A 25,182-nucleotide genomic window follows, 5' to 3' on the forward strand; every position below is an offset into this window, starting at 1 on the left:
GTACATTAATTGGATTAGGAAGAAAGGTTCCTAGAAATCTAATCGTAGTCAATTGCAAAGCATAACCAAGCTTGTTGTAATCACGACGACATGTATTGATTAACTCCCTATCCTTGTCATCAAGGTAAAAATATTTGTCGAGTTGCTCTTGAGAAAGTTTATCAGGATAACGAGCGTAGCTCTGATATTGTTCATCAGTTAAAAAATCAACAGGCATGCTTGTCCAGAAATATCCCATAAACAAAGGCCGGGATAGTACCTCAATGCAAGTTACATAATCAATTTGAAATATGGTTTAAAAGACGTTAATTTAGTTACCAGTAAAGTGACTAATTTTATTTATTCTGAGGAATGCTTTCGTTGAGTCACATAACCGGTCGTTTATGTGACTTAATCACCATAATGATAAAGGATAAAAAATGCTCATTGGATATGCCCGTGTATCAAAGGCAGATGGATCGCAGACAACCGATTTACAAAGAGATGCTCTATTGGCTGAGGGTGTTAAAGAAGAATCAATTTATCAAGATCATGCATCAGGTAAGCGTGATGACAGACCTGGACTTCAAAACTGCCTAAAAGCCCTGCGAGAAGGTGATATATTAATTGTATGGAAATTAGATCGCCTAGGACGTAATCTTCACCATCTCGTTAATACAGTTCATGAATTAACCGCAAGAAAAATTGGCTTAAAAGTTCTACAGGTCATGGTGCCGCTATTGATACAACAACAGCTGCTGGGAAATTGGTATTTGGTATTTTTGCAGCACTTTCAGAGTTTGAACGAGAAATGATTAAGGAACGTACACTCGCTGGAATAGCATCTGCCCGTGCCCGTGGACGGAAAGGTGGCCGTCCCTACAAAATGACTCAAGCAAAACTAAGACTTGCGATGGCTGCTTTAGGTCAACTTGAAACTAAAATAGGACCGTTATGTGAAGAACTCGGAATTACAAAACAAACTTTATATCGGCATGTATCACCTACAGGTGAGTTACGAGAGGACGGGAAAAAATTACTTGGTATGGTCTGAGTAGGAATCCTTAGAGTAACTTTTCGTTCCAATGATTGTCGAACCCCGTAGTCAAGTCAGCGTCCTTATTGGTAAGGGCTGCAACTTGTGTGACCTCACTTTCTTTAAGTGTCAGACGGCAATAAGCGTTGGCGAGTTCCTCATGCGTTGCCAAGGTCTCGGTTATCTCAATGGCTGCTTCTTTAAGCGGGGTCGTCGATTCCCTTAAGATAAACCCTGCGGATTTCAGTGCTTTGATTGGACTTCCGGCATGAAAGCCTTCGGTAGAACAGGTATTGTTTAACAGTACCAGTCGTGAACGCCCGGGCTTAAGAGAGCGCTCAAGCTGGCTTAACTCCGCAAACCCAAGCTTTTGCGCATCATGGACAATGATTACACCCTCTTTAAGCGAATCGTCTGCAGTAAAAGACGCGACTGTCTTTACGAGCTCTCCCTTAAAGCAGGATTTAACCCACTTCCAAAGGCTTGAGGTATCGCGTGAAAGATTAGCAGTTAAGCGATTTGCCTGCAGTCGTCCGGGATGAAGCACCTGCGTTTTAAGGCCTGCGTCCTCACTGGCATGCACGAGTGATTCAATCAGAGTTTTCTCATGGGTTAAGCCATGGACATCAATAAGCTGTACCCGGTCATGGCGACTTAATACTTCGCCGGCAAGGCCTCCCGCTTCAGTATAAATCGCCTCGGCACTGCCGCGAGAGACCTTAAACTGGCGAATAAATCCCTTTTCCTGTTTTAATAATTCGGCGGTTGTATAAGTGGTGTTTGCCTTCCCCAAAAGGACTTTGCTCTTAAAGCGCGCCGCAATCTCTTCTTCCAGCTCGCTGTGATGGATGGCAGCACGCGCAAACATAAAGGCAGTTCTGACTAAATCGCCATGCCTGATTTCAGTGCTGAATGGACTTAATTCAGCAAGAGCCGCATCAATCGCCTCTTTTGCCGTCTCACTCACTTCAATTCCTTCAAGAGGGGTTATTAAACCCTGTCCGCGCACTTTGCTTTCCGCAATAAGCCCTTCCAAGTCAACGCCGCACTGCCTTGCTTCTTCTTGCCATTGTTGATGAAGGGCGGCACTATCAATATCGGCTTTACGTTGCCTCGTATCAAGGGTTGCAATTTCAGCCGCTTTAGCCCCTGAAAGTCCTTTTTCTTCAAGACGGTCTAAAATCTGAGTTCGTCGTTTTGAGGTTTGTTTCAGGTAGTGCTCTGGCACCCCTTTGATTTCAAAATTGCCATAGCGGTCTTTAATCTCAATCTCAAACCCAAGTTCACAAACCCCTTTGGCCAGCGAGGAATTATAAATCAACCCCAGATAATGCTGATTCTGATATAAAAACTCCCTAAATCCGTGCTCCAACTGGGATTTATCCTGCTTTGAGCGCGAAGCTAAGGCACGCCACTGGCCATCATGACGCTTCGTCATATTCATGATTACGCCATGGTCGTGCAGCAGCGGGTCGAGCTCACGGGATGTGGTATGCTGAAAGAGTGCCACGACGAGGTTTTGTGTTTTTTCAAAGCGCGTTTCCCCATTTAAAGTCATTCTTGCCTCAGCAGCTAGTGTTTCAATCACCTTAAAAGTCTCGCGAACAGCTGCATTATGCGCATCTACCAGTCGCCTGTCGCCGCCGACTAATGCCAGTGTTGAGATGGATTTAGGAGCAGACAGGGTGACGTCCGTTCCCGGGCGATGCTTGACCTCACCCTCTCCGATGTTTATCCCTAATTGCTGACCTGAGGGGAGCTTGCCTTCGAGCAGTGTTAAAAAGGGCTCGGGCAGGACTTCGCCTGCTAAGCTCAAAGCGCCAGCCCCCCTCCCATACCAAGCGCTTGCCTGCTGCAGTTCGTCTTTGTCAGACAGGTAATAATTGTCTTTGGCGGAATAGTAATGCAGGGCATCAGCAGCACTTGTTACCGGTTTAATTGAGAGCATGGCTTTTCCTTTTAGTAAACGCCCGTCCTTGAGACGTTGCTTGAAAAAACAGATTTATTGAGTGAAACGCAAGACCTCTTCTAAATCATTAGAAGCAACCTGTTGATTAAGAGGCGGTTCTTTGTCAATGCGTGGCAGGCGAGTGGGTTGAACCTCTTCGTCCAATTCGTCTTCATTAGCGGCCTGCAAAGGCAGATTCGAATCGGTGAGCGAAAGAAGTGCCTTGGCCGGACTGCTCATCCCCTGCTTTAAGGCTTTAAGTACCTCGGTCATGGCACCTTGCTGCAAATCCAAGGCTTCTTTACGTCGTAACAGGGCTTTATCTTGCATAGCTTGCTGCTTTTCTTTTTCCTTCAGGTGAGTAGCCAGAGGATGGGTTGATGGGCAAAGGGAGCTTTCAGGTAACACCTTAATCTCACGAAGACGATGCTGGAGGTTTTCAGCAAGGCGTGCCTGATTCCACGAAACAGCCCTCGTTTTAGCAAACCCTGTCAGTGCTATTGCGGCCATACAGCCGCCACTAAGCAGCAACCCAGGCGGCGAAAAGCACCATAGAGTGACTATTGCGGTCGATGTTGTGGCCGCCAGAAGCTTAATTCCTACGGTCTGCCAGGCATTTCTTCGATGGCTTTCAGCACGATGGGCAGAGGCTAAAGCCTCCCAGGGCGCATCCGTGCTTAAAAGGGATGAGGCGGCTTTATCGGTATAAAGGCTTTGTACCAGGGTGACTAATCCTTTCAGCACATCAATGCCTGCAGAAGCCACAAAGAGTGAGGCCACTGTCGTTGTCATAAGCCCTGCAGCGAGATAACAGAGGGTGTAGGCCGCGATGGCAAAACCCGCACTTAAGCCATGAAAAATGAGAGAGCCTGCCTTGGCGGCAGTTCCTTTTTTTGAACTGCTCAGTGTGGAGTAGGTCTGAGCTCCGAGGCCTGCAACCTGGTAAACCAAGCCCGCAAGTGCTAAGTGACGGGGTAAAATCTGGCTTGCCACTCGATTTAAAAAGGGGGAAACGGTCTCTTTAAGCCAAAGGGCTGCCTGGCGTATTAAGTCACGATTAAAAAAAGCCAGCGCACCACTGCCGGTGAGTCCCACTACGGGCAAGAGTACTGAAAGTGAGCTTTTTGGTTTTGATGTGGCGTCAATCAGTTTAAATAAAGCCTTAAGATGGTGATGATTATCCTGATAAAGCAGCAATAGTAGTTCATAGAGGTTATCTGCTTCCCCAAGAAGCTCACGTTGTCTTTCCAAAGGAATGGCAAGACTTCCCAAAATCGCCGTGATAAAGGCATCATCGGGTGGCAAGCCAATTGATTTAATCAGTGTCCTTCCATCACAGTTTAATGCCTTAGCCTGCACGGTGAGGCGGGCGCGAACGAGTGCTGTCTCCTCACCGTGTAAGTAATGCAGTACGATTTCTTTGATTGAGGTTGTGTGCGTTTTGGTCATTCGAGGCATTGCCTTCTCCTTTTCCAGTGGTAACCCTGCCCCTGTTGGCCGAGTTCATTTTTTTACAAGCGGATTTCAACGTCTTTTTGTGGCAGGCAAGATTCATTGATAGCTGCCATATCAATTCCTGTCAGGTTTTCAAGGCGTTTCTCGTCATTGATGATTAGGTTGGCGCTCTGCTCAAACACTTGGATTTTTTTAACCGCGTCATCGCATAAGGGATTTTGCGCAGCATTTAAAATCTCGCTAGTCAGACCGTCTAAGGCATCAAAATCAATGGGTCGCTCAATGAGTGGCTCAGTAATGCTTTTGCGTTTTAAATAAGCGGATTTCATCCGGGCGATGGGGTGGTCTCCTGCCAGGCGGATATAACATTCCTGGTCTTCCAGGGTCATGATTTCACCCTCATCCACCGTTTTGCGCTTAATGCGCTGTGTACTCATGGTGTTCCCATCACGAATGGAGTTTGGCCCATAAGACTGGCTCTCCCTCACCTCATCCAGCGTCTGCTCGCCTAAATCCTCGGATACCCAGCGCGCTACGCGGCCTTTGGGACTTCGAAAATAAACACTGGTGTTGAATAAATCGGAGATGGCATAGGCCTCATGTTGACCATAGAGAAATTCAAGCTGGGAAATGGATTGAATGCCAATAGCAACGCAGCCGCCAAATTTTCGAATGTCGGCTAAGGTATCAGAGAGCATCTCCAGGCGGTGAAGGCTCGCCAGCTCATCCATAATGAGCCATATTCGCCTGCCGGTGTTGGCTTTTAAGGACTGAATCCCCTGCATGGCAAGGCCAAGCCAGAGCGATATAAGCGGCTTGATTTCGCGGTGGTATTGCGAGCGTGATGTGATAAAAAGCCAGCCTTTCTCAGACTGGGAAGGCTGGCTGGCCTCGTTAATCCAACCCTTAATTGAAAAGGCCTTATCCCCGGAAAGCCCTTCTAAAAAACGCAATGCTTTGGTGTAGGTGGCCAGCACTGATTTGATGGAAATGGCGGTTTTTTCAATTTCTTTGCTGACAAGGTTTTCTGACTCAGTTCCTTTGAGCAGGTCGCGCATTTCATCAAGACTTGTCGTGAGAAGCAGTCTTAATAAGGTCAATGCACTGCGGTCTTCCCGTCCCCGCATCCGCCAGGCAGTACTGGTAAGAATGGTACGGGCAGAATCGACCCAAAAAGGATCGCTTCCCTGCACCGACTTTGGGATGAGATAAGTGGCGAGATTGCCAAGCTCCATGGGGTTTTCACATTCCGCCCATAAATCCCAGTTAGCACATAGGGCTGATACCGGGTTTAATTCCACATCAGTCGCCTCATTAAAAAAATAAGGCTTGATGGTGCATTCTTTGTCATAAATAATGGCAGGCTCACCTAAGCGGCGAATTTCATCCAAAAGGCGCATGATGGCCTGAGTTTTCCCGGTTCCTGTGGAGCCATGAAAGAAAATTCCCTGGAATTCCGACCTGGCGGGCAACGGAAGCTGATTTAACAGACGAATATCGGATTTGCCGCGCCGTGATTTTTCAACCGATTGAATGGCTTCCTTGGGTGTTTTGGCAAGACGAGTTCCTGAAATGAACTTATCCTGGCTGTATTTCTCCCCTTTCTTGATAAAAAAACGGGTAAAAAATACGGTAATGCCACAATAGATAAAAGCACCGGTAATCAGGGCGGCCATGCTTTTTTTAAACAGGGTTGTTTTCGCCTGCTCCACCGCCGCCTGGATACCCGGTGAATGCAAAAAATAATGCGCATCAAAACCACCCACACCGGCTTTTGACCATACAATCACTTCTTCATAGTGTAAATGGTGCAGGAAATCACAGTAGGCCTGTAGTGCAAGCAGCCTGATTTCCTCATGTGATGAGCCAATCATCAGCAGAAGAACAAGCAGCACATAACCTATGATTGCCCAATGCAGAATGCGGTTGGTAACCTGAGCCATCATGGTGGTGCTATAGCCAAAAATCTGGCCGCCACGGATAAACTGCAGTAGTTTTAATAACATAAGTCTGTCCCAAGGATGTTATTACCGTCTCGTCCCTGAAACTGGCTTATTTGTTTTAGTCAGTTATCGCTGTTCTTAAATTTAAGCGCTAAATCATCGCTCCTCAGAAGAAAACAGCGTTGCTTTCTGCATTTTTTCACCAAAAGCTGACACCAGCTCAATCAGCATGCCAAAGCCTAAACGCTCGCTTTCGATGCCGGCTAAAAGACCGGTGATCACAAGGCTGAAAATACAAGCTCCAAATTGAGTAAAGAGAATGTCAAAAAACTCAAGCCCGCCATGGACGGAACTCATATAACTAATTCCGGCATAGGAAATTGAAAAAATAAGGAAGTAAATCTTCACCAAAAGAAAGATTTTTTCTCTGACAAAATCTTCTGATTTAAGCCGGCATTGAATCAGCTTATCAAAGAGAATAAAGCTGCGGATAAAGAAAACTGGAATCAGGGAAAAAGCAAGGGTTAAAAACCATGTCTTAATCAACAGAGAAAGTGATAAATCGACACGGTAACTACCGACCAGCTTAAACCAAAGTTGCACCACTACATTGACCGCCAGCATAAAAAAGGATGACTTAAGAACAGCCGAAAGCAACGCTCCATAATAGTCTTTCGCTGGCACAATATCCATTTCAAGCGTGGAAATGGTGTGCAAATCACTCTTTAAGTCGTCCTTTAGTTTTTGATAATCCATCATCATATTCCTTATTCGAAACTGCTTGGGTATTGGCATTATTTTCTACCTTTATTTTAACTGATTCCGCCTCGTTTGTAATGTCTTTTTTGCGATTATTTTCAAGCGATTGTGCCGCATGATTCAACTGTTCATCACTCATTAAAACAAAGCCTTCTCTGTCTGCTTTTTTATCGACTTTATTCGCGTAATCATGAAATACTGTTTGAAGTGATTTATCGTGTAAAGCTTGCGCTTCACGTTCATGGTTTTCACGAAAATCCTCTTTTGTTGTTGCAAGGGCTGAATGAACCTGCGCACTGACGGCCGCTTGACCCTCGCGGGATTCAAGAAAATCCTCCGCCCAGCGCTGCTGGGTTTGAATGCTGGCCATGTCCGTTTGAAGCATCACCTGCTCACCACGAGCCCCGTGATGGGCAACCACCCAGTCGTGATAGGGCTGGTTTAAATTCATATCAATGCTTTGAGCGTGATCGCTTGCATGGCTCGCCGCCTTTTGCAGTTGTTGCCCATGGCTATACTCACTACTTGCCTGTTCACTTAGGGACAAGCCTTTGGCAAAATTGGCAGCAATCTGCTCAGACTTGCTCAAGTGCAAGGAATCAGCTGCATCCAGATGGTTGTTTCTGGCCGTACTGACCAGATGATTAAAGGTTTCATTAAAAGCTTTGCCTTCACTGGAATTATTAAATTCCTGCGTACTCGCATGCCGGCCGGCACCAAAGCGTCCTGTTGCAGAACCTTCAATCGACCCGCCCCAGACCAGTTTCATGAATTTACCGAGCAGAGCCTGCTCGCTGTTTATCTTCCCGGCGATTGCAAGTTCCGCACTGACATGGCTTGAGCTGTCATGATGTTCATTGTAATGGCTTACCAAATCCTTCATGCGACGCAAATCAGCGCCATAGCTGTCGTTAACTGAATCACTAAGCCCTTCCCCGCTGCGATATTCATTGGCATCGTTACTGGCAAACTGCTTCAGTTCACTTAGACCTGCCTGCAGGTGCCTATCAGCCGCTGTGCGATGCTGGGAGGCATGGGCAAACGAGTCATTGGCCGACTGGTGCAGGGAGTCCACCACACGGTCGGACAGATTCACTCCGACTGCAGCATGGGAGATGGCAGGCAGGGCATTGCCAATACGAGAGCCTGAGGCCGTTTCAGTTAAGAGAGCCCCATTAGCAGTCTGTACGGTGGCCTGGCCTTCGGAATGATAATAATTGCTGTCGAATTTATTCGCACTGGTGTTGCTATAATTCATATTCCAGCCGCTGTAAGAAGCCATGGAGACATTCCCCTGGGCAATCGCCTGCGCTTCACCGACCGATAAAGACTGCGCCATGCCGCCTAAATGCTGGGAGGCTGTACTTAAGACCGACGGCAGCCCCTTGGTAATGTAATAGGCGATGACAGGCACACTCGCCGCCAAAGCACCTGCCGTGTAGGCAAAGCCGCTGGATAAGGTGGCTAAGGTATCAATGTTGGAAAAGCTGACCCCGCCAGTCTTTCCACCAAAGACTGACATGGTTTTAGAAGCGCCTAAGGAGACAAAAAAATGAATGATGATAAACATGGGCGGCCAAGACCATAAAAACACCTGCGATTGCAGGTAGACGGTAAAGACATTCTGCAGCGTTGGTAACAGCGCTACTAAAAATACCAGGGGGAAGATACAGATGGTCAGCATCCACATCACCGTCATGTAATAAGGCAGGCGATAGCTTGCCAGCCAGAAACTGTTGGTTTCAGCCAGATGCATCTTATGCAGGCTTGCCGTATTGGTGTAGTTCATCAACTGCGCATCCGCCCCATTGAAGGCAAAGGCATCCGAGGCCGCGTCACGGGTCGCGTTAATCAGAATGTTCTGGGTCAGCAGTGAGGCGCTATCCTTGGAAATAGTCATGTAATAGTTGTGCGCTGCAGCAAGGCTGTTACCAAATCTGCCTTCATTGCCGTGAACCATGAGTTTGCTTAGACGGTTAATCTCCTCATTTGCAGCAGGGGTTAAGCGTTTTTGTAAAATCGAAGCCGCCTCCTGACAGCTTAAGTTGTCACCGTTTTGCAGGATAACGCGGTAAAGGGGCGATGGGTCTTTAAAATAAAGGCTGATTAAATCGGTGGAGCCTTTTAACGCTTGCGGTGAAATCTGCTGGCTGCCTAAGAGTTTGGCGGCAAAAATACACTGGCGGATATAAGTTGACATATCAAGGGCTAAGTCAGGCGACATGGATAAGCCCGCTGCAGTGGCCGTGCGCCAGGTTCTTGCCCCAAAAATGAGCCCGGTTTTGTTGTAGTCCAAATCATTAGGCATGTGAAAAACAAAAGCAAAGGCTTGAGCAAGTCCATACCCTAGTCCACTGATAAGGGCTCCCGGAAGTGCCACGCCTAAGGGGACATTATCCACCGTTAAGGCCTTACCTGCCGAATCATTGTCCTGCATGTCAATGATAGCCACATTCACTTTCACGCCAATTAAACAGACCAAGGCAAAAAAAGAGGTTAAGACATAACGCACCAGCGCCTGTAGTTTTTTACCCTGAATGTATTGATAGGAGGTCATGCAAACGGCCAGAATCAGCACAATGTCGATAGCTGACTGAAAGGTTGCTGTACCAAGAAGGGTGACCATGGCATCGAGTGCTTCCTTAAAGAAGTCCCCGTTTTGCGGGGTGTAGAGGGTCAATAGGGTCATGGCTGCTCTCCAATATAAGCCTGTTTAAGCATCGGCGTTAAAGCGGATAAGGCCTGTTTCACATTGGTCTGTACCAGCTGGTTGGTTTTAAGCGCCTGATTAAACCGTGCACGGGTTTCGGCATTGAAGTGGTCGACAAAGTGCTGGGCGGTCTGAATGCTTTTAAACAGTTTTTCCTCATTGGCTTCCCCTAAATCGCGGGTCATCAGTGAGGCGCGGATAATCTCTAAGGAACTGGCCAGGTATTGAGCCAGTAAATCCGTGGCAATGCTTTGTGCCATTTCATAGCTGCCCTGAATGCCAAGGTTTTGCTGAGCATGGGCAGAGATAAGCTGAAAAACAGGGGGCTGGGTCATTTCAATGAGACCGCTTTGCTCTGGTGTGAGGGAAGTTCCTGCCTTAATGCTCGTATAAATTCCTTGAAGAATTTTTTGTGCCTGATTGACGAGTGCATCGCCTGCTTTAATCGTATAGTCACCGCCTAAGGTTATCTCAGTACAGTTTTTTACCTCCCCGCAGCGATAACTCGGCAGTTTGCCGCCATAAAGCAGTGCCTTGACAAAATCAGCATGGGTCGCAAGTGAGGGATAGCTTTTCATAGCGCCCTTGTCATTAAAGACGAGCGTGCCTGAAATGGACATGTAGACTTCGGCAAGCTCGCTGTCGTTCGCTAAAAACCCATTGGTTTTAAGGGCCTCCCAGACCACGTTGGTGCTGACCAGAACCCGATCTTTATAGGCAGGGTTTGCTTTGGCCTGCAAAAGCTCTTCATCCATTTTTCCACCGGTTGAGCATTCCTGACGGGCTTTTGCCCAATCGGCAAACACCCCGGTATGGCTGCCGATGTCCTGACAAAGCTGTTGTTGTGAGGCACGGTTTTTAGGCCAGGCAAGTCCTGAAAGGTTTTCCCCCATTTCACAGGAATTAAAATTAGTATTGTTGATGTCATTGGCAAGCTTTTGCATAAACTGCATGGCATGCCCCATTTCAGGCAACTCTGTTTCTAAAGCGAGATTTAACGCATAGCCTCCGCCATTGGAAAGAATGGATTGCATAAACTGCACAATCTGGTCGGATTTGATGAAGGAAAAACCGCCAGCGAATAAGTCAATCCCGCCACAACCGGCTCTAAACCCCGGTGAATCCACATGAGCAAGCTGAAGAGTTCTAACCTGATTTCTCGCATACAACGAGCCCATTGAGGCAAAGCCTGCGGCCTGTGTCTGATAGGAATGGCTGCCTGTCACATTCGCTGCAAAGCCTAGGTGATTAAAAAAATGATTAAGCTCGGTACTTGCTGTAGCAAAGCTTAAATTGGTTGCAAGAAAAAGACTGGCCATTGAGGCAACTCTAATCATTAAACTGCTCCTTAATATGCTGCATGAGCTCATGAAATCGTGCCGCCAACTCATAAGGCGAGGCTTCCCCAAATAAGACAGCGTAGGTCTGCAGGGTATGGCGATTGACCAGAAAAAGGGCAGGAACCGCCGTTTTAAAGCCACCATTTAAGTAAAGGGTATGAAAGAGTTCAGGACTTAACCGGTTGGCTTCAAAACCTGCCAGTGGTTTGCCATCGACACTGTAGGCTTCTACATTCACCTTAAAGGTTTTGGCAAAGTCAGCGAGTACTGGGGCAAACTGATGGCAGTGCGGGCAATCTGAGCGATAAATAAAGAGCAGATAATAGTTGTCCGATAAATCGCGAAGCTCAGGTGATGGTTTTTCTCCATGGATTCCAGTTTGATGGGCAAGCAGCGTATTGAGCTCATCCACAGCAACATTAGCGTTCGCCAGGGTAGTAAAAAGGCAAAGCAACAGCAATAGTAAGTGCATCATGAGTCTCCTAATCCTTCGTAGCTGAATCGTTTAAACTGGGTGGCTACATCCAAAAAACGTTCCTTCAGTTCGGTGACCGACACAAAGCCGTAAGAAAGAGGCGACATTGACTTTGTTTTTAAATGAACTAAAAAAAGAGCCGGGAGATAGCGCGCCTGAAGCGGCAGGGTTTTTTGTACCGTTTCCAGAGGGATGACTTTTGGTTCTGGAAGGCCTGCAATCGGCTGGCCATCCGTTGCCACTGAAATCATCGCAAACTGATGCTCTCGTACAAAAGGCAGTAAAATGTTTACAAATTTCTGCGAAATCGACTGGTTACCACGATAAAAAAGGATAAGCCCATACTCTTTTGCGCCCTGCGCCAATAGCTTATTGAGGAGGCGCCCTGTTTCATCATTGCGAATAGCAATCGCTGAGTTGTCCGTGGGAAAAAGTAGGCTGTGGTCAAGTTCGGGATGCGCGAGAAGCACCTGCTGCCAGTAGCGAACAAACTGCTGGTTGTTTCGGGCATATTGCTGCTGGGCTTTCATGTAGTCATGGGTGGCCTCAAACGAGGGGTTTAGGAGGGCTTTAGCAAGCCTGTTTTGCGTGTCGCGCCTTCTTGCCATCAAAACCTCATAGGGGGACAGGCCTGCTGGCTTTGGCTTCATGGTCAGCGGCTCTTGTACTGGTTTTTCTACCGAGTACCAGTGAAAGCCCCGTGGGTTATCCTGGGTGATGGCGTTTGCAGGCTGCATAGGCAGCAACAGAAGAAGAAAAAGGATAAGCGGCATCACTGGCCTCCTGTACGCTGCTCAATCCGTTGGCGAATCACTGATGCCGCTCCTGTCGCCTGCGGTAAGTCAGGTTTTAAATCAGAGGCAATGCCTGCCGCCTCATCAGGAACACCACCCTCATAGGGATAGATCGGTTTGACAAAATCAATGCGCGAAAAATCAATCTGCTGAATTTCCTCAACCGTTAATCCTGTGCAGGTCGGGTTTTTAGGCGTACCTAAGGAGGCGGGATTGAGCTGCTTTAACCGCCCTTCTTCCTGAATAAGCCTCGCAAGCTTGGAATCAAAAAGACAATAGCTGTTTTTCCAGATCTTGCAGCCCTTTAAGGGTTTGGGCAGTTTTTTAGCACAATATTTGCCAAGATAGTGTGCTGTGTAGTTGAGCTTGGCTTGTCCGAGCGCCTTATCTTTGTCAGAGCAATGGGCAAGATTTAGCTTCTTCCCCCAGCCTTCATTGGAGCAGCAATCAAGAAAATGAAGCGTGCTTATTTTACAACGCGCCACGGTTCCACCAAAAAGACGGGCATTCCCTCGCTTAAATTCATCCCCGATACCGCCGGAAGCCGCCAACGTTGAAACCGCCTGACCAAAGTCAGTATTTTGGGAGGCATTTGCCGCACTGCATGACCCGTCACTGCAAAAGATGTTTTTGGTGCAAACCACGGCTGGCAGGCAGTGCTGCTCAGGACACTGATAGCGCTGCTCGTAGGCCTCACAATGAGCAACCTCCCCATGCGTGCACTGGGAGGAAAGCTGCAGGCAGCCTCTTGCTTCAAGCGCCGGACAGGTGGCAGCCTGATTGGTGCGACAGGCGTAAGCGATTTCTTTTTCCCAGCAATCACGGGTGATGGCGGCTCCATTCACAAGACGGGTCGCCGCAGCACTTAAACAGCGCTCAGCGGTCGCATGGCAGCGTACATCGCTATTGACTGCTTCACAGTTATCCTGCCAGACCTCCTGAATGACTTTAGGCTTTACGGTGGTAATCGTGAGTCTTAAACTAAGACGCAACGCACGCCCCAAATGCATTTGTTCATTGAGTGTCAGCACCGGATTAGCGCAAGTGGGTAGTGCCGTGACGACAACCGGAATAAAGGGAAGGTCAGAATCCAAATCCTTGATAGCACCTACCGTGACGGTCATCTGCTCACAGCCTTTCAGTTCTGCAAGGGTAGGCGTAACAGAACCTGCCATGGGTTGGCCGGCTTGATTGCTAATCACCCCAGTTGTGAGGTTAAGATTAAATTGCTGAAAAGCCTGCTGGTAGGTAGAGGAGTTAATCTTAAGCGTGAAGGTGGTCTCTTTGCTAATACGCTCATTAAGAGCGGTGACATGAAGTGTTTTCTGGCAGTGCTTTGTTTCAACGACTGGCAGTGCCTCACAACGTTCCTGCTTAAAAATAACCTTGCACTCGGCCGGCTTATCCCTGCAGGCGGCCTTTCCATTTTCCGCATGGGTGAGATTATAACTGTCTTCCTCAATGGCTTTGCTCTGTTGGATGGCCTCATTATTAAGATTAATGTGCGGTCTTTGATTCTCCCCAAACTGCCTGTAAACCTGCCCACCTGCCTTATCGTCATTAAGATGAGCGCGTGCGGATGGGGTTAAGTCCGCTTTTTCAGCCTCAACGCCCTGATACATCGCACCCTCTTTAGGCGCCTCATTGTAGTGCTCAAAAACCTGCTGCGGGTTAAAGGCCTTCATTTGATTTAAGGGTTGATTGCCGAGTGCGCGAGTAAAGTCTTTTGCGGCTTTAAAATCAGCCGCCGTATCCTTTGCCCAAAGGGGAGAGCTTACGATTAAGAGGGTGGCTAACAAGAAGCGCTTACACATGACCCTGCTCCCTAATCGTTTTGGCAAGCTGTTTGAGTTCCCCTTTCTCTGACAGAAGCTCCAGTCCCTTTTCAATGCTGATATTGCCATGGACGACATCAAAGGGCTGATTGGGACAGATGGTCTGTGGCTCACAGGAGGCAAGCCTTTGGGTGATGACAAGGGCTGGTACCTGAGTAATGTTAAACTGCTCAAACCAGAGGGGATCAAGGGCAAGTCCTGTGAAGCGCTGATGCCTTTGGCGGGCTTCTCCTTCAAGGGCTGCAAAAGTAGTGATAGTCTGATTAAAATCGCCTTGAACCAGTCCTTTAATCACCACGGGGATGTGATATTGCGCGGCTTCATCAGCGAGTGCCAAAAGAAGCGGTTTTGGCATGGAAAAGGAGACAAACAAAATGGCACCATCAGCGGCCTGACCGCGCAGGCGGGGTCTATTCGCTTTTATCAGTGGCAGAAGGCTCGCTTTGCTTTGGACAAGCGCTTCATCAGCATTTGCTCTTAAGGTTTTGAGTGTTTCCGTTGAAACACTTTTTTTCAATAAAGCGCCCTGTTGCTGCCAGATTTGCAGTTCATCATTCTGGTTGGCATGCGCAAAACTTGCAAGGCACAATAAACTACTTAATAGAATTTTTTTCATCACCCACCTTTCAAAGGAAACAACAGTTTCTTTTTTTCCAAATTAAAAACCCAAAATTATCCCCATCTCCCGGCAGCGTATGACCTGCCTCCCAATCCGTTACCGTATGACCAAAGGGATGACAGCGTTTTGCCTCAGGAATGGTGTTGACCATCTGGTAGCGATAGCGACTTTTAGGCAGGATGGCGGAAAAATAGGTTTTACAAAGCGCTGGCGCATCCTTGCCCACCGAATCCCGAATTGCCCCTATCCGATGCAGCTTAAAATCAAGCCGTTCAGCCAATAAAATGGCTGCCGAAATAGGGCTTGCCTGATTGGCTACAAAGCCGGTTAAGGGGTAGGTTGAACCCTGAGCACCCTGGCACCAGAATAAGGAATCGATGCCAGTACCTGCGATAGCTTTCGTCGCATCAGCAGCGCAGCTTGCTCGCACAGGCGAACTGGTAAAAAGGGTTGCTTCGGGATTTAAAACAAAGGTCAGTTCCGAGTCATTCCAGGTGGGATCTAATTCAGCAAGATAGGCCACATCAAAATCTTCGGTCTCCATGCAGCCTAAGGACGTTAAAATCTGTAACCAGTAGATAACCGGGTATTTATACCAGTGGGCATAGTAAAATGCCCCCCGACCATCGACGCTCGGCATTTGCGAACCACCCAGCCCCTGATTTTTAACGTGAAGCTGCACGCCTAAATTAACCATGCAGTAGGGTTTGCGGGTCACATCAACGAGGGCAAAGGGTTCCCAAAAGCCTAAACTGATGCCTAAGCGTTCCCCGATAGCAGATGGACAGAGGCATACGGGGTTTGAAGGATTTTTGGTATCCGGGTAGCCTCCTTTCACCAGATTGGCCTTACCAATCGTCAACGGAAAGAGGCAGTTCCAGCAAATGTCGGTGATGGGGTTGATAAAATGACCCTTGCACTGAGAGGCCTCTGCCTTCATCCCAAGGGCTCCTGCAAGCAGTATCGCCAGTAATAGTCTTGTTAAAGCAGCCTTAGACATCATTGACTCCTATCTCGGTAATTTTCCAGTCAAGGCCATCCTGCACCACTACCGCCGGCACATGCTGGACTTCAAGCTTACGACTTAATAATCCGCCCTGGTCAAAGTAAATCCGGCCAAAGCGCTTTGCCGCCTCCTTAATATCCCCGCCGGTGAGAATGAATTTTACAAAGGCGTAATCCTGATAATGGCGCTTCACCCAGCTCACCTGAGCGGCATCATCGCCATTAAAAAAAATCAGGGTTTTGCTGTAATGGATTTGCGTAAAGGGATTGATGGTCGTGCCGGCTTTCGCAATCAGCTCGCCGTTAGGCAGGCGGATATCCTGATTCACCACCATGCTCGGATTCACCCGATAAGTCGTTGGATGATTCGTCACGGTCAAGCCGAGCGGTTTGGGGCGAAGGGTGTTTTTGGCAATCCGCGCGGTCACTTTGTCCTGGTGGCGTTTAAGCTCGCCTGAGGCCTGCATCTCTGTCAGGCGCTTAAAAACAACCTCACGGATGTCTTCTTCTGCCACTGGAAAAATCGCACCATAATGCCCCAGGTTTTTAGCCGGGCTACTTTGCGCAAGCAGGATAAGGGGCAGCACAATAAGGCCTTTAACCATGTTGCGACACCTCGTTTAAGGTCTTTTCAATGAAATAATCGGTAAGCTCGTTTTCCCCACTGTTGCCGAGCACCGGTGCTGCAATCAGGGTAACCTTATGCGCCTTGCAATAATCCGCTATGACGTCTGGTAACCGTTTGGCAAAGGCCGATAAGAGCGCCTTCTGCTCTGTCTCGCTCAATGGTGAGCGACTTAAAAGGAGCGCCGGCTGATGTAATGCGCGCTGCATGTCAATCACATAAAGTGTTGGCTTTTTACAGGCCTTAAAAGAACCAATCAGCACTGCAAAAAAAACGAAGGCAAACAGACCTATTTGACGCATTCGGCTAGCGGCCATGACGGGCTCCATAATGCGCTTTGGCAACCCTGGCCACTGCCTCTAAAAAGGGCATTCCTGCTGCCTGATAATTTAAGACCGCCTGATAGTCGTTGCCATCAGAAGACAGCAACACCAGCGTAAAGGGGTCGACAAAGAGGCGGTGAAACGAGGCAATGCCATTGGCTTTGATTAAGACCTGAGAAAACCCGGCATCACGTGCCTTGGGAAAGCCTTTCAAGAGCGTCAATTCATAATCTGAAAAGGTTTTATGCGTCGCTTGATGGTCTTGGAGCGATCCGAGATCTTGAAGGAAAATCAGCTTTAAGGCGGAGTTTTCCCAGGCAGCCCTCGCCTCCTCAAACCGGTAATAATCTTCTATCCCCTGGGTAATGGTGACAAAGGATGCCTTGTGTCGACGCCCGGTGCGAAACCCCTTGGTAATAAAGCGCGCCGCAATGGCATCACCGGTAAAAAACGACCAGGCCTCATCAATCACACACATTTTCTGCCGATTGCGGTCAGAATTAAACATGCGCCGCTGAAATTGCGAAATCACGGATAAAAGAACAGGGGCACGAATGGATTGATTGTCTTCAATTTCTTTTAAATCCACCACAATAATTCGGGCTGAAGGCGAGAGCTCTGAGGGTGCATTAAAGGCCTTGCCGTGCTCAGCGTCCCGACAGTATCGCTTTAGATTCTTAGCAAGGATGCGCGCTGTCGGATAGGTTTCCCGGCTCTCGTTATAAAGAGCAAGTAGTCGTGCCTCAACATCGTCAATCAGGGTTTGTCGGCCTGACTGTTGAAAAGCCGATAAAATCGCCTCGCGAAGCGTACCACGGTCATCATCGGTCGCCCCAAGGCGTGGGCAGGTCAATAATTCAAACAAATCAATGATGTCATCGAGTTCTCGGTCAATGTCGCTGACATGGGTAAAGGGATTCATCGCAAGGTTTGAGTATTCCAGATAGGTGCCGCCTAAGGCTTCACAGAGTTTGCGGTAACTGCCGCCTATGTCGATGATAAAAATATCCCCACCGTTAAAAAGGACGTTTAACATCAGCATCTGAATAAAAAAACTTTTCCCCCCGCCTGAGGTGCCTGTGACAGCGATGTTGTAATTGGTGCCAAAGCGGTCTGAAAAAGGGTCGATACAGGCAAACTGGTCGCGCATGGTGGGCAATAACACCCCGCTGCCAAGGCCTGCCCAGTCAGCAAGAATCGGCATGTACTGGGTCGCATTCCAGGAGGAAATCGGCCACATCATCGTTGGCAGGGAAAAATCTTTCTGCAAATTCCCGGTGTATAAAAAAGGCATGGACACCAGAAAATAGGGAAGCTGCAGGTTTTTAGGCAGGCCTAATTTAATCCCATTATAGCGAAACGCGCTGCGGGCTGACTCAATGTCCCGTTCTTTCTCCTGCGGTCTTGAAAAAAGAAGGAGGTTATAAAGCATTTTAACCGCTCCTGTTTTCTGTGAGACCAAATCGTCTCTGAAATAACGCCAGTCGCGCGCCTGCTCCTCCGTTCCCGCCACCCTTAAGGCGTAATCGCTTTTCGCCTTTTTATCCAAATCGCGCGTTTTGCGGTTTGCCCGCGTCTGGGCTTTAAGCGGCTCATCGATTGAATAAATCACCGAAATCAGATGGTTGCAGCAAATGCTTTGCTCAGGTTCAAAGATATTGCTGCTGTTGTTTAAGTTTGACCACAGGTGAAACTCAGGAGGGAGCTTGTCAATGGTCAGGATAGAAATGGCGGTTTCAAAGCACTTCTCTGCCGCACTGACTCCTGTAAGAAGAAGGCAGTCTTTCTTGACTTCAAGGTCAAAATCATGAGTTAACACCTGATGTCGTAATAAGGTCTTCTCTTCACAGGACGGATACGCGGGAGTCAGGGTATCCGGGTCGTGGGACAGGTAAAAACTTAAGAGATGAAGAAAATCATCGGCGCCTGCGCACTGAAAGCCGATTTTAGCGGCCGTAAGCGAGGCTTCAAACGACACCCTGAACTGGGAAAAGGATGCTTTAAGGTCTTCCTCTGAGCCCTTATTGACTTTATCAATCAGCACAAAGCACTCAGTCTGGGTCAGCCTTGGTTTTAATGGCGTGTTCGTTGCAAAGCCTTCTCGTGCGGCCTCCTCATAAAAAGCCTTTAATTGCTCGCCTAAGAGACTTAAATTGGCAAACTCCGTATTGGAAAACTGGCGGGCAAACCGCTCAATCTCAAGTGCTACCTGATTATGCTTGACTAAAATCATCTGCAGCGTAAATTCATGGGTCACCTTGGTGCGAAGAAGTGTATCCATCTGCTCAGCGATGGCTTCATTGGCACCGGTCAAGGGAGTCAGGCGGTATAAAAGCCCGGCATTCGTCTTATTAAAAAAAAGCCGGCTTGTCTTGTCAAAATAAAGGTAAGGCAGTAAGGCGCTGAACGAGGGGTAGCGGTGGTCGTTAAGACTTAATGCGTCCTCATTGGCGGCCTGTGAACAGCCAGGCATGCCCGGTGAAAAGTCACCGGCGGCGTTCTTTTTCTTTGAAGCACTCATCCAATTCTCCTGTAATGATTCATTGTTTCCATGGCTGGTTTACACAACAGCCGGGCTTAAGAGCAATGGCTCTGACGGTATCGGCCTGCTGAACAAACTGGCCATCGGGTGTAAAGCGCCTTGCTGTCACCATCTCATTCACCCGCTCCATGCTTTGACAGCCGCCTCTGTCCTTAAAGGGGCAGCGGCCATCGGATTCATCTAGAATGGAATGGCCGCAACCAGTCAGCGTTGTGAGCAGGAGGGCTGTCAGAAAAATGGGCTTAACCATGGCTAGTTTCCTTCTGAATGGGTGAAAAAAGCGGCTCGCTTAATTCCGGTTGGCTTTTGCCTAAAAAGACCTGCTCAGCAGCAGGCTCGGAATTAGGCCAGAGAGAGCCCTGTTCGTGATTATTATTAGCATCCATAGAGTCTTGTGATTCAGTGGATGTACGGCTTATTGTGGTTGTTACCGAGGGCTCCTCGCGAGCCTCTTCAAAGGCTTTTCCTGATTCATAGACCTGATGCTCTTTGTCAATCCAAAACCCCTTAGTAAAAAGCACTGAAACCCGCCGCCCTGCCTTGGCAACCACCAGAGGATGGTATAAGTCCGCAATTTTCATCACATAATCCGAAATTTTATTGGCAGGGTTGGTGATTGCCCCGCCAGCCGCGGACTGTCCAATGGCGCGAGGGGAAAACGTGGTAATCGATCCATTGCTGTTAATCGTTTGTGCCGAGCCATAGTTTTTTAAGCCATCGCCAATGCCTGCCAGCATGCCGGCAGCTGCGGTGTAATTAAGCAGGGGTTTGGTTTTAAGAACGGAGGTGCCGCGTAAATCCTGCATGGCATCTAAGTCAAACACGGTGCCATACACTTTCTGTTCAAAGTTTAAGCGCTTGCCCGCACAGGATAAGGTTTCCAGATGCAGGACAACAGAACTTGCCGATAAATCCCCGTAGGTTGAGACTAAGGCTGAGCAATCTTTTAAATGAGAGAACTGGTTATTGGGCATAATGCCGTTAGAGACCAGACGAATTAAGGCGGTTCCCATGTTTTTAGAGCCATTAATGCCGGCATCCCCTAAAACACCGGTGAGCATCACACCCTCCACAAAGGTACCTGCCCAAACATAATTGTCAGGGGTATGTTCTTCCTTGTTTTTATTAACTAACAAGCGCACTGTTTCAAGGCCAGCATGGGCGTAATAATCGCGTTGCTGCTGTAATTTGGCTTTTTTTCGTGCCTCCATTTCCTCTTTAGTTGGAGGTCGTGCCGCAATGCCTGCCATGGATGACGAGGATGCGGTTTTAAGCAGTGCGAATTGCAGCTTTTCATTGATTTTGAGGTTTTCTTCTTTCAGGGAAGCCAGTTGCTCATTCATGCTTTTGATTAAGGCTTTCGTCTCCTCATCCATTGTGGCGGCAGGAGCCACTGTCTCCTTCTCTTCCTTTTTTTTCATCCTCGCTGTTAGTTTATCAATCTGGTGCTGTTGCCTTAGAAGCAATGCCTCATCGCTTCGTTGGTTAAAGGATTTATCAAAAACCCCATCAAAAGCCGGCGGCCGCTTAATTTTTGGCGCTGGCGAGCTTTTGGTAAAGGCATAAAATCCCACCGATAAGAGGGCAATGAATAACAGCGCCAGCGCGTTTTTAAGCTGTTCTTTTTTGGCCTCGCCATTGAGATTACGCCGCCCTTTTGTGAGCGTTTTAAGTTTGCTGAACAAGGCCTTCATTTAACCGACCTCCTGATAAAGCCCATAGAGCAAGGCCGTTTCACCGGGTGCAATGGCTTCTTTTGACAGACGAAGCGACAGGGCGGATTGATTGGCGAACAGGGCGGTATTAAGCGCCTGAATCGCGTTTGATTTGTTCTCAATGGTATAGATGTAGGCTGACATCCCCTGATGCTCAAACGCCTTCTTAAGGTTTAACTTCAAGATTTTGTTGACATAAAAAGGCCGTGTCGGAGTGGGCTTTGCCTTAAACCCCTCTGGAATGTCGCCTGCCATTAATCGTTCTATCACCTCCTCTGCCTCATTGCCTGCTTCAGGGTGTTTAAAGGCGGTCTTTATTGTCATGCCCTTGTGTACCAGACGTATTGTTTTACCCTCTGTCTCTTGCGGTCTGATGGTTAAGGAGAAATGATGATTCGCATCGGTCACAAAAAAAACAGTCAGGGGAATGTCTGCCATCGGCTTTAAATAAGCCGAACTATCCATCTCCCCTGTGCTGCCTGCGGTCTTATTCACTGTAAAGGCATTTTCAGGGTAAGCCAGTTGTACAATTTTTTCGCCTTCAACAAAAATGCGGTTAAAATTAAGGCTTGATAAGGCCACCTCAAACTGCTCCCCTTCCGCAAAGGGAAGCGCTACGGGTGCGCTACCCGCCCAAAGTGAGGCTGATATCAGCATTAGTCCTACTGATTTAGACAAGGATTTCATTCACTAACCTCCTTAATGGATTGCAGCATGAGAAGACCTGACTTCAGTGCAAACTGAAGCAGGTAGGTTTTTCGCTCTTCTTTAAGCGGCAGACCATGACTGGTTCGATGTAATACCCCTGCTACACGTCCCTGATGATGGCTGATGTCGATTTCAATATGGTCGACATCAGCATAAAACACACTGGAAATGTTTTTTTCCTGCACGGTTCTTACTTCCTCTTCAAGCCGGCGCTTAAAGTGCCGCTGAAAATCTGCCGGAATTAAATGAACAAGCTGCTCCACCCTTGCCTCGATGGTGTCGGGTGAATAAGTCAGGCGTAAGTCAATCACTTTCAAAGCGAGGTCTTTTAAATAGCCTGGCGAATAGGCTGTCTCTCCAATGTTAAATTCACTTCCCGTGCAGAGTGGTAGCCAGTGGGTTTGCCTATGCTTCACGACATAGGCGCAAAGAAGACTCAAGGCCACCACCGCAAGGCTTGAAGAAATTGCCCAGCCCAGCACCCACTTGAGAAGCAGGCGGGTTCGGGCAATGACGTCATCACGATAAAGAATGTCCATGGCTCACCGGGTGTACAATCGGTTGGAAGAATCAGGAAAAGCACGAAACAGGAGCGAACTCATCCTGTGCGGCAATCCCCAGTAAAGACTTGCCAGAAAAAAGCGCAGCGGAAACCCGCCAAAGCGGTAATGCATGACAAGACTTAATGCCGCGCCAATGATAAAAAGCTCAAAGGCGTAGCCTGCAAAAAGGCCAATCGTTGTCAGCAAAAAGACCGGTATGGCGGTGGTTATCGGAATGCCGGCCAGTTTCGGCTCCTCTGAAAGGAGAAAGGTTTTGTAGTGGCGTGCCATTATTTAAGTGCCCAATGAGTAAAAGCCATCAGCACCGGAAGCCCGCCCAGCACCACAATGTTTTTGGTTTTGATGTAGGCATAGGCACCCGCCAATCCCTCAGCCAGCAGGATAAAATATTGAGTATCCGAGCCCTTACCAAAGGTGGCACTGATGTCAGACTTAAGTCCACCCAAGTGATTAGTTCCCGTCCCATCGGCAAAACTCTGGCCGCAAAGAAGGGCATTGACAATAAGACCAAGGACAATCAGAGGCATAAACTGCTGACTTTTAATAAAGCAAAGAATGCTCAATCGGTTTGCTACTTCTACAATTTTCATCGTTTTTTCCTTTTTTTAATTAAAAAACTTCCGTCAACCCTCGCGGGTTTAAAAAACACCGATGGTTTTTAAAATGGATTTAGCTGGTTTTTGTCAGTGCCTCATGAATGGCTGCCAGCCGTTCATTGCCTGTTTTAATCTCGGCCAACAGAGCATCGAGCTTTTGATTATTTTCAGAGAGCAGGCTTAAAAAAGTGACGTATTCTGCTGCATGGGCAAAGGAAGGCAGCTGCTCATTTAGCATCACAAGTGCGGCGTAGAGGGGGCTTCCTGTCATGACCTCCCTGACGCGGTTAAACATCGACAAGGCATTCTCTGCCTGCACGCTTTCTGTCAGCGGTGCTGCAATCCCCATCTTCAGTACGAGCATCAACACCACGGATAAACTGATTTTTTTCATGATTTCCCTTTTCGGCTTATTGATAAATTAATCCACTGCCAGAATGCTAAAGAGAGGCAGCCAAGAATTAGCACCATTACCATTGCCGAGGTTGGCTTGAAATGAAGGATTAGTCGGGTCATGCGCTCTGTCAGCAAGGCATCCGGTGTGGTCGCAAGCATCATCAAAGCACCCAGCACAAGAAAAAGTGCCCAAACGCCAACCAAGAGAAATAGCGAATGAAGAAAAAAGCCTGCTGAGCAAGCGAGATGACGACACCCCTGTTGTAAAGCATTTTTAGCGAACTGTTTCATTCCTGCACCCTGCTTAATATTTCAACCTGCGCCTTTATGTCGCGCACCTGATTAATAAAAGGGACGGCGTTAACCGCGATGTTTTTACACCAGTCTCGGCTTCCTGCAATGGCCTGCAACTCATTCTGGCTATAACCTAAGTCGGTCAGCGCCAAAACGAAGCGTTGATAATGGACTTTCATCGCAGCGGCTTTTAAATAAGCGGCTGCAATCTCAATATCACCCTGGCAGGGTGATTCCAGGGTTTGATGGGAAAGCGAGGTCAAAGCTTGAGCTGTCTCCTTTAAAGCCTGCTCAATCGCAGGACGCTCAGGAAAAGCCAGTACGCTGCCGGCAACTAAACATCCTGCAAGGGGTAAAACAAGTCGTTTCATTGGATAACCTCCTGTTAAAGTACTGCTTAGAAAATTCCTGTTAATGTTCTTACTAGTCCCTGCTCCAAAGCAGATTTAGCCTCAGCAAAGGTCAAATTCACTTTGTCCGCATTGGAAACGATACGGGTGCGGTAGCGTAAAAAGTCACTGTCTTTAGTCGATATCTGATAGGTACCGGACGCTGTGCCATTATCAAGGGAGGAACGAAACTGCTCGCGAACCTTTGCACCCTTTCCTGCACGCTCTGAAATCTGTACATCGGTGATTAGCGTGTAATTAACATCTTTAACCAGTGAATCCGCGGCAAGGCCTATCACACCGCCTGCAAGTCCCCCTGCAAGGATGGTGTTACCATTGTGGGATAAAGCCCCCAAAGCAGCACCGGTTCCAGCACCAGCCAAGGCCGAACCAAAGCCACCGCCTAAAGCAGTCTGACTTGCAGCCACGCTCATCTTGCCGACTTTAAGAATATTGGCCTGTAAGAGGTAATGAGCATTCTTTGGATTATTAACTACCTGATAACCCTGTGCCTTTAAAGAGTCAGCCAGGGGTTTGGCAAGGTCTAAACGCTCCTGTGAGGTATTCTTCACCGCAATGAAAATCGTCTTTTGACTTGGAGCGACGGGGTCTAGAAAAATGGTTTTACTGAGTTTTGTGTCAGTCGTCATTTTGCCATGCTCAAGCACCGTTTGAGTGGCAGCACAACTCATTAGAAAGACTGCGGTTGAACCTAACAGCGTCCATTGAATGAAGGATTTTGTAGTGTCATGTTTCATCATAATTCCTTGTTTATTTATTATTAAATCCGGCTCTCATTAGCAGCTCTGAAAAGACGCCCTTCTTTTGCACCATGTAGTCGTTGGATAATTTCCCCTCTTATAGGCACCGCATGCTCAGTAAGAATGACTATCGTCACGGTATTGCCTTCAATCGCTCTTATTTGAACTTCAATCTCATCGCCTATGCGAATTGACTCCCCTGGCCTTCTTTTTACAATCAACATTTAATTGCTCCTTTATTAATGAATTGCTACCAGCATCATCAGACCTAATCCTGCAAATACCCCATGCAGGCACAACACCTGAGCCATCAGAGGGGTTACTAAACCTCTTTCTACGTTCCCTTTGAGCTTCTTTAACATCCCTGTCTCC

Annotated in this window: 29 protein-coding genes; 2 read left to right on the forward strand and 27 right to left on the reverse strand. The window is 47.9% G+C overall.

What is annotated here, in order from left to right:
• Positions 1–217, reverse strand: a 217-nt coding sequence (locus DYC89_RS15970; RefSeq protein ID WP_115222881.1) for a DUF4158 domain-containing protein, incomplete at its 3' end; no start/stop codon positions are given.
• A 202-nt stretch (positions 218–419) separates the two neighbouring features.
• Here DYC89_RS15970 and DYC89_RS16970 point away from each other — a divergent pair.
• Together DYC89_RS16970 and DYC89_RS16975 are read left to right on the forward strand one after the other, a co-directional pair.
• A complete protein-coding gene (locus DYC89_RS16970) occupies positions 420–794 on the forward strand; it encodes a recombinase family protein (RefSeq protein ID WP_425451572.1) in 375 nt (124 codons plus the stop codon).
• Positions 746–1,033, forward strand: coding sequence for a recombinase family protein (locus DYC89_RS16975; RefSeq protein WP_425451573.1), 288 nt, complete (start codon positions 746–748; stop codon positions 1,031–1,033). Before DYC89_RS16970 ends, DYC89_RS16975 begins: the two co-directional genes overlap by 49 nt.
• Before the next feature lie 10 nt (positions 1,034–1,043).
• Here the strand turns inward: DYC89_RS16975 and mobF are convergent, their stop codons facing one another.
• The 26 genes from mobF to DYC89_RS16870 all read right to left on the reverse strand — a co-directional run bounded on the left by mobF (position 1,044) and on the right by DYC89_RS16870 (position 25,172).
• Positions 1,044–2,963 (reverse strand): MobF family relaxase, encoded by a 1,920-nt coding sequence (gene mobF, locus DYC89_RS15980; RefSeq protein WP_115222882.1) that lies wholly within the window; start codon positions 2,961–2,963, stop codon positions 1,044–1,046.
• 54 nt (positions 2,964–3,017) lie between these two features.
• Complete coding sequence (locus DYC89_RS15985) at positions 3,018–4,421, reverse strand: hypothetical protein (protein WP_115222883.1); 1,404 nt, start codon at positions 4,419–4,421, stop codon at positions 3,018–3,020.
• A gap of 53 nt (positions 4,422–4,474) precedes the next feature.
• Entirely contained in the window at positions 4,475–6,424 is a 1,950-nt protein-coding gene (traD, locus tag DYC89_RS15990; RefSeq protein ID WP_115222884.1) for a type IV conjugative transfer system coupling protein TraD, read from the reverse strand.
• 93 nt (positions 6,425–6,517) lie between these two features.
• Complete coding sequence (locus DYC89_RS15995; protein ID WP_115222885.1) at positions 6,518–7,117, reverse strand: hypothetical protein; 600 nt, start codon at positions 7,115–7,117, stop codon at positions 6,518–6,520.
• Positions 7,080–9,809 (reverse strand): conjugal transfer protein TraG N-terminal domain-containing protein, encoded by a 2,730-nt coding sequence (locus DYC89_RS16000; RefSeq protein ID WP_115222886.1) that lies wholly within the window; start codon positions 9,807–9,809, stop codon positions 7,080–7,082. Before DYC89_RS16000 ends, DYC89_RS15995 begins: the two co-directional genes overlap by 38 nt.
• Positions 9,806–11,167 carry a conjugal transfer protein TraH gene (locus DYC89_RS16005; protein WP_245954085.1) on the reverse strand — a complete coding sequence of 454 codons (1,362 nt, stop codon included), beginning with the start codon at positions 11,165–11,167 and terminating at the stop codon, positions 9,806–9,808. The genes DYC89_RS16000 and DYC89_RS16005 overlap by 4 nt, the downstream gene beginning before the upstream one ends.
• Positions 11,160–11,645 carry a type-F conjugative transfer system pilin assembly thiol-disulfide isomerase TrbB gene (trbB, locus tag DYC89_RS16010; RefSeq protein ID WP_115222888.1) on the reverse strand — a complete coding sequence of 162 codons (486 nt, stop codon included), beginning with the start codon at positions 11,643–11,645 and terminating at the stop codon, positions 11,160–11,162. Before trbB ends, DYC89_RS16005 begins: the two co-directional genes overlap by 8 nt.
• Entirely contained in the window at positions 11,642–12,418 is a 777-nt protein-coding gene (gene traF, locus DYC89_RS16015; protein ID WP_115222889.1) for a type-F conjugative transfer system pilin assembly protein TraF, read from the reverse strand. Before traF ends, trbB begins: the two co-directional genes overlap by 4 nt.
• Entirely contained in the window at positions 12,418–14,253 is a 1,836-nt protein-coding gene (gene traN / locus DYC89_RS16020; protein WP_181879468.1) for a type-F conjugative transfer system mating-pair stabilization protein TraN, read from the reverse strand. Before traN ends, traF begins: the two co-directional genes overlap by 1 nt.
• Entirely contained in the window at positions 14,246–14,890 is a 645-nt protein-coding gene (gene trbC / locus DYC89_RS16025; RefSeq protein WP_115222891.1) for a type-F conjugative transfer system pilin assembly protein TrbC, read from the reverse strand. The genes traN and trbC overlap by 8 nt, the downstream gene beginning before the upstream one ends.
• A 10-nt stretch (positions 14,891–14,900) precedes the next feature.
• Positions 14,901–15,893, reverse strand: a complete 993-nt coding sequence (gene traU / locus DYC89_RS16030; protein WP_245954086.1) for a conjugal transfer pilus assembly protein TraU — start codon at positions 15,891–15,893, stop codon at positions 14,901–14,903.
• Complete coding sequence (gene traW / locus DYC89_RS16035) at positions 15,886–16,503, reverse strand: type-F conjugative transfer system protein TraW (protein ID WP_115222893.1); 618 nt, start codon at positions 16,501–16,503, stop codon at positions 15,886–15,888. Before traW ends, traU begins: the two co-directional genes overlap by 8 nt.
• Positions 16,496–16,840: a type-F conjugative transfer system protein TrbI gene (locus tag DYC89_RS16040; RefSeq protein WP_115222894.1), complete on the reverse strand. Its 345-nt coding sequence runs from the start codon at positions 16,838–16,840 to the stop codon at positions 16,496–16,498. The genes traW and DYC89_RS16040 overlap by 8 nt, the downstream gene beginning before the upstream one ends.
• Complete coding sequence (gene traC, locus DYC89_RS16045; RefSeq protein WP_115222895.1) at positions 16,830–19,367, reverse strand: type IV secretion system protein TraC; 2,538 nt, start codon at positions 19,365–19,367, stop codon at positions 16,830–16,832. The genes DYC89_RS16040 and traC overlap by 11 nt, the downstream gene beginning before the upstream one ends.
• 19 nt (positions 19,368–19,386) lie before the next feature.
• Positions 19,387–19,638 (reverse strand): type IV conjugative transfer system protein TraV, encoded by a 252-nt coding sequence (locus tag DYC89_RS16050; RefSeq protein WP_245954087.1) that lies wholly within the window; start codon positions 19,636–19,638, stop codon positions 19,387–19,389.
• Complete coding sequence (locus DYC89_RS16055) at positions 19,631–21,082, reverse strand: TraB/VirB10 family protein (protein ID WP_115222896.1); 1,452 nt, start codon at positions 21,080–21,082, stop codon at positions 19,631–19,633. The genes DYC89_RS16050 and DYC89_RS16055 overlap by 8 nt, the downstream gene beginning before the upstream one ends.
• Positions 21,083–21,790, reverse strand: coding sequence for a type-F conjugative transfer system secretin TraK (gene traK / locus DYC89_RS16060; protein ID WP_115222897.1), 708 nt, complete (start codon positions 21,788–21,790; stop codon positions 21,083–21,085).
• Positions 21,787–22,350, reverse strand: coding sequence for a TraE/TraK family type IV conjugative transfer system protein (locus DYC89_RS16065; protein WP_115222898.1), 564 nt, complete (start codon positions 22,348–22,350; stop codon positions 21,787–21,789). Before DYC89_RS16065 ends, traK begins: the two co-directional genes overlap by 4 nt.
• A gap of 3 nt (positions 22,351–22,353) precedes the next feature.
• On the reverse strand, positions 22,354–22,644 hold the full coding sequence (gene traL, locus DYC89_RS16070; RefSeq protein WP_115222899.1) for a type IV conjugative transfer system protein TraL: 291 nt from the start codon (positions 22,642–22,644) through the stop codon (positions 22,354–22,356).
• Complete coding sequence (locus DYC89_RS16075) at positions 22,644–22,964, reverse strand: type IV conjugative transfer system pilin TraA (protein ID WP_115222900.1); 321 nt, start codon at positions 22,962–22,964, stop codon at positions 22,644–22,646. The genes traL and DYC89_RS16075 overlap by 1 nt, the downstream gene beginning before the upstream one ends.
• A gap of 79 nt (positions 22,965–23,043) precedes the next feature.
• The gene (locus tag DYC89_RS16080) at positions 23,044–23,364 is read right to left on the reverse strand and encodes a hypothetical protein (RefSeq protein ID WP_115222901.1); all 321 of its coding nucleotides are present in this window, start codon (positions 23,362–23,364) and stop codon (positions 23,044–23,046) included.
• Positions 23,361–23,657: a hypothetical protein gene (locus tag DYC89_RS16085; protein ID WP_115222902.1), complete on the reverse strand. Its 297-nt coding sequence runs from the start codon at positions 23,655–23,657 to the stop codon at positions 23,361–23,363. The genes DYC89_RS16080 and DYC89_RS16085 overlap by 4 nt, the downstream gene beginning before the upstream one ends.
• Positions 23,654–24,031: a hypothetical protein gene (locus DYC89_RS16090; RefSeq protein ID WP_115222903.1), complete on the reverse strand. Its 378-nt coding sequence runs from the start codon at positions 24,029–24,031 to the stop codon at positions 23,654–23,656. The genes DYC89_RS16085 and DYC89_RS16090 overlap by 4 nt, the downstream gene beginning before the upstream one ends.
• Before the next feature lie 26 nt (positions 24,032–24,057).
• Positions 24,058–24,810, reverse strand: a complete 753-nt coding sequence (locus DYC89_RS16095; RefSeq protein WP_342767890.1) for a complement resistance protein TraT — start codon at positions 24,808–24,810, stop codon at positions 24,058–24,060.
• Positions 24,811–24,830: 20 nt separating this feature from the next.
• Complete coding sequence (locus tag DYC89_RS16100; protein WP_115222905.1) at positions 24,831–25,034, reverse strand: carbon storage regulator; 204 nt, start codon at positions 25,032–25,034, stop codon at positions 24,831–24,833.
• A 15-nt stretch (positions 25,035–25,049) separates the two neighbouring features.
• A complete protein-coding gene (locus DYC89_RS16870; protein WP_281271396.1) occupies positions 25,050–25,172 on the reverse strand; it encodes a hypothetical protein in 123 nt (40 codons plus the stop codon).
• Between the last annotated feature and the right edge of the window lie 10 nt (positions 25,173–25,182).

Origin of the sequence: Legionella donaldsonii, from assembly GCF_900452385.1 — a bacterium.
In the GTDB taxonomy this organism is placed as follows: domain Bacteria; phylum Pseudomonadota; class Gammaproteobacteria; order Legionellales; family Legionellaceae; genus Tatlockia; species Tatlockia donaldsonii.

Excerpts from the sequence above, each read along its gene's own strand:
- DYC89_RS16970 (WP_425451572.1), top strand. The coding sequence starts at position 420 with ATGCTCATTGGATATGCCCGTGTATCAAAGGCAGATGGATCGCAGACA.
- mobF (WP_115222882.1), bottom strand. The coding sequence starts at position 2,963 with ATGCTCTCAATTAAACCGGTAACAAGTGCTGCTGATGCCCTGCATTAC.
- DYC89_RS15985 (WP_115222883.1), bottom strand. The coding sequence starts at position 4,421 with ATGCCTCGAATGACCAAAACGCACACAACCTCAATCAAAGAAATCGTA.
- traD (WP_115222884.1), bottom strand. The coding sequence starts at position 6,424 with ATGTTATTAAAACTACTGCAGTTTATCCGTGGCGGCCAGATTTTTGGC.
- DYC89_RS15995 (WP_115222885.1), bottom strand. The coding sequence starts at position 7,117 with ATGGATTATCAAAAACTAAAGGACGACTTAAAGAGTGATTTGCACACC.
- DYC89_RS16000 (WP_115222886.1), bottom strand. The coding sequence starts at position 9,809 with ATGACCCTATTGACCCTCTACACCCCGCAAAACGGGGACTTCTTTAAG.
- DYC89_RS16005 (WP_245954085.1), bottom strand. The coding sequence starts at position 11,167 with ATGATTAGAGTTGCCTCAATGGCCAGTCTTTTTCTTGCAACCAATTTA.
- trbB (WP_115222888.1), bottom strand. The coding sequence starts at position 11,645 with ATGATGCACTTACTATTGCTGTTGCTTTGCCTTTTTACTACCCTGGCG.
- traF (WP_115222889.1), bottom strand. The coding sequence starts at position 12,418 with ATGCCGCTTATCCTTTTTCTTCTTCTGTTGCTGCCTATGCAGCCTGCA.
- traN (WP_181879468.1), bottom strand. The coding sequence starts at position 14,253 with ATGTGTAAGCGCTTCTTGTTAGCCACCCTCTTAATCGTAAGCTCTCCC.
- trbC (WP_115222891.1), bottom strand. The coding sequence starts at position 14,890 with ATGAAAAAAATTCTATTAAGTAGTTTATTGTGCCTTGCAAGTTTTGCG.
- traU (WP_245954086.1), bottom strand. The coding sequence starts at position 15,893 with ATGTCTAAGGCTGCTTTAACAAGACTATTACTGGCGATACTGCTTGCA.
- traW (WP_115222893.1), bottom strand. The coding sequence starts at position 16,503 with ATGGTTAAAGGCCTTATTGTGCTGCCCCTTATCCTGCTTGCGCAAAGT.
- DYC89_RS16040 (WP_115222894.1), bottom strand. The coding sequence starts at position 16,840 with ATGGCCGCTAGCCGAATGCGTCAAATAGGTCTGTTTGCCTTCGTTTTT.
- traC (WP_115222895.1), bottom strand. The coding sequence starts at position 19,367 with ATGAGTGCTTCAAAGAAAAAGAACGCCGCCGGTGACTTTTCACCGGGC.
- DYC89_RS16050 (WP_245954087.1), bottom strand. The coding sequence starts at position 19,638 with ATGGTTAAGCCCATTTTTCTGACAGCCCTCCTGCTCACAACGCTGACT.
- DYC89_RS16055 (WP_115222896.1), bottom strand. The coding sequence starts at position 21,082 with ATGAAGGCCTTGTTCAGCAAACTTAAAACGCTCACAAAAGGGCGGCGT.
- traK (WP_115222897.1), bottom strand. The coding sequence starts at position 21,790 with ATGAAATCCTTGTCTAAATCAGTAGGACTAATGCTGATATCAGCCTCA.
- DYC89_RS16065 (WP_115222898.1), bottom strand. The coding sequence starts at position 22,350 with ATGGACATTCTTTATCGTGATGACGTCATTGCCCGAACCCGCCTGCTT.
- traL (WP_115222899.1), bottom strand. The coding sequence starts at position 22,644 with ATGGCACGCCACTACAAAACCTTTCTCCTTTCAGAGGAGCCGAAACTG.
- DYC89_RS16075 (WP_115222900.1), bottom strand. The coding sequence starts at position 22,964 with ATGAAAATTGTAGAAGTAGCAAACCGATTGAGCATTCTTTGCTTTATT.
- DYC89_RS16080 (WP_115222901.1), bottom strand. The coding sequence starts at position 23,364 with ATGAAAAAAATCAGTTTATCCGTGGTGTTGATGCTCGTACTGAAGATG.
- DYC89_RS16085 (WP_115222902.1), bottom strand. The coding sequence starts at position 23,657 with ATGAAACAGTTCGCTAAAAATGCTTTACAACAGGGGTGTCGTCATCTC.
- DYC89_RS16090 (WP_115222903.1), bottom strand. The coding sequence starts at position 24,031 with ATGAAACGACTTGTTTTACCCCTTGCAGGATGTTTAGTTGCCGGCAGC.
- DYC89_RS16095 (WP_342767890.1), bottom strand. The coding sequence starts at position 24,810 with ATGATGAAACATGACACTACAAAATCCTTCATTCAATGGACGCTGTTA.
- DYC89_RS16100 (WP_115222905.1), bottom strand. The coding sequence starts at position 25,034 with ATGTTGATTGTAAAAAGAAGGCCAGGGGAGTCAATTCGCATAGGCGAT.
- DYC89_RS16870 (WP_281271396.1), bottom strand. The coding sequence starts at position 25,172 with ATGTTAAAGAAGCTCAAAGGGAACGTAGAAAGAGGTTTAGTAACCCCT.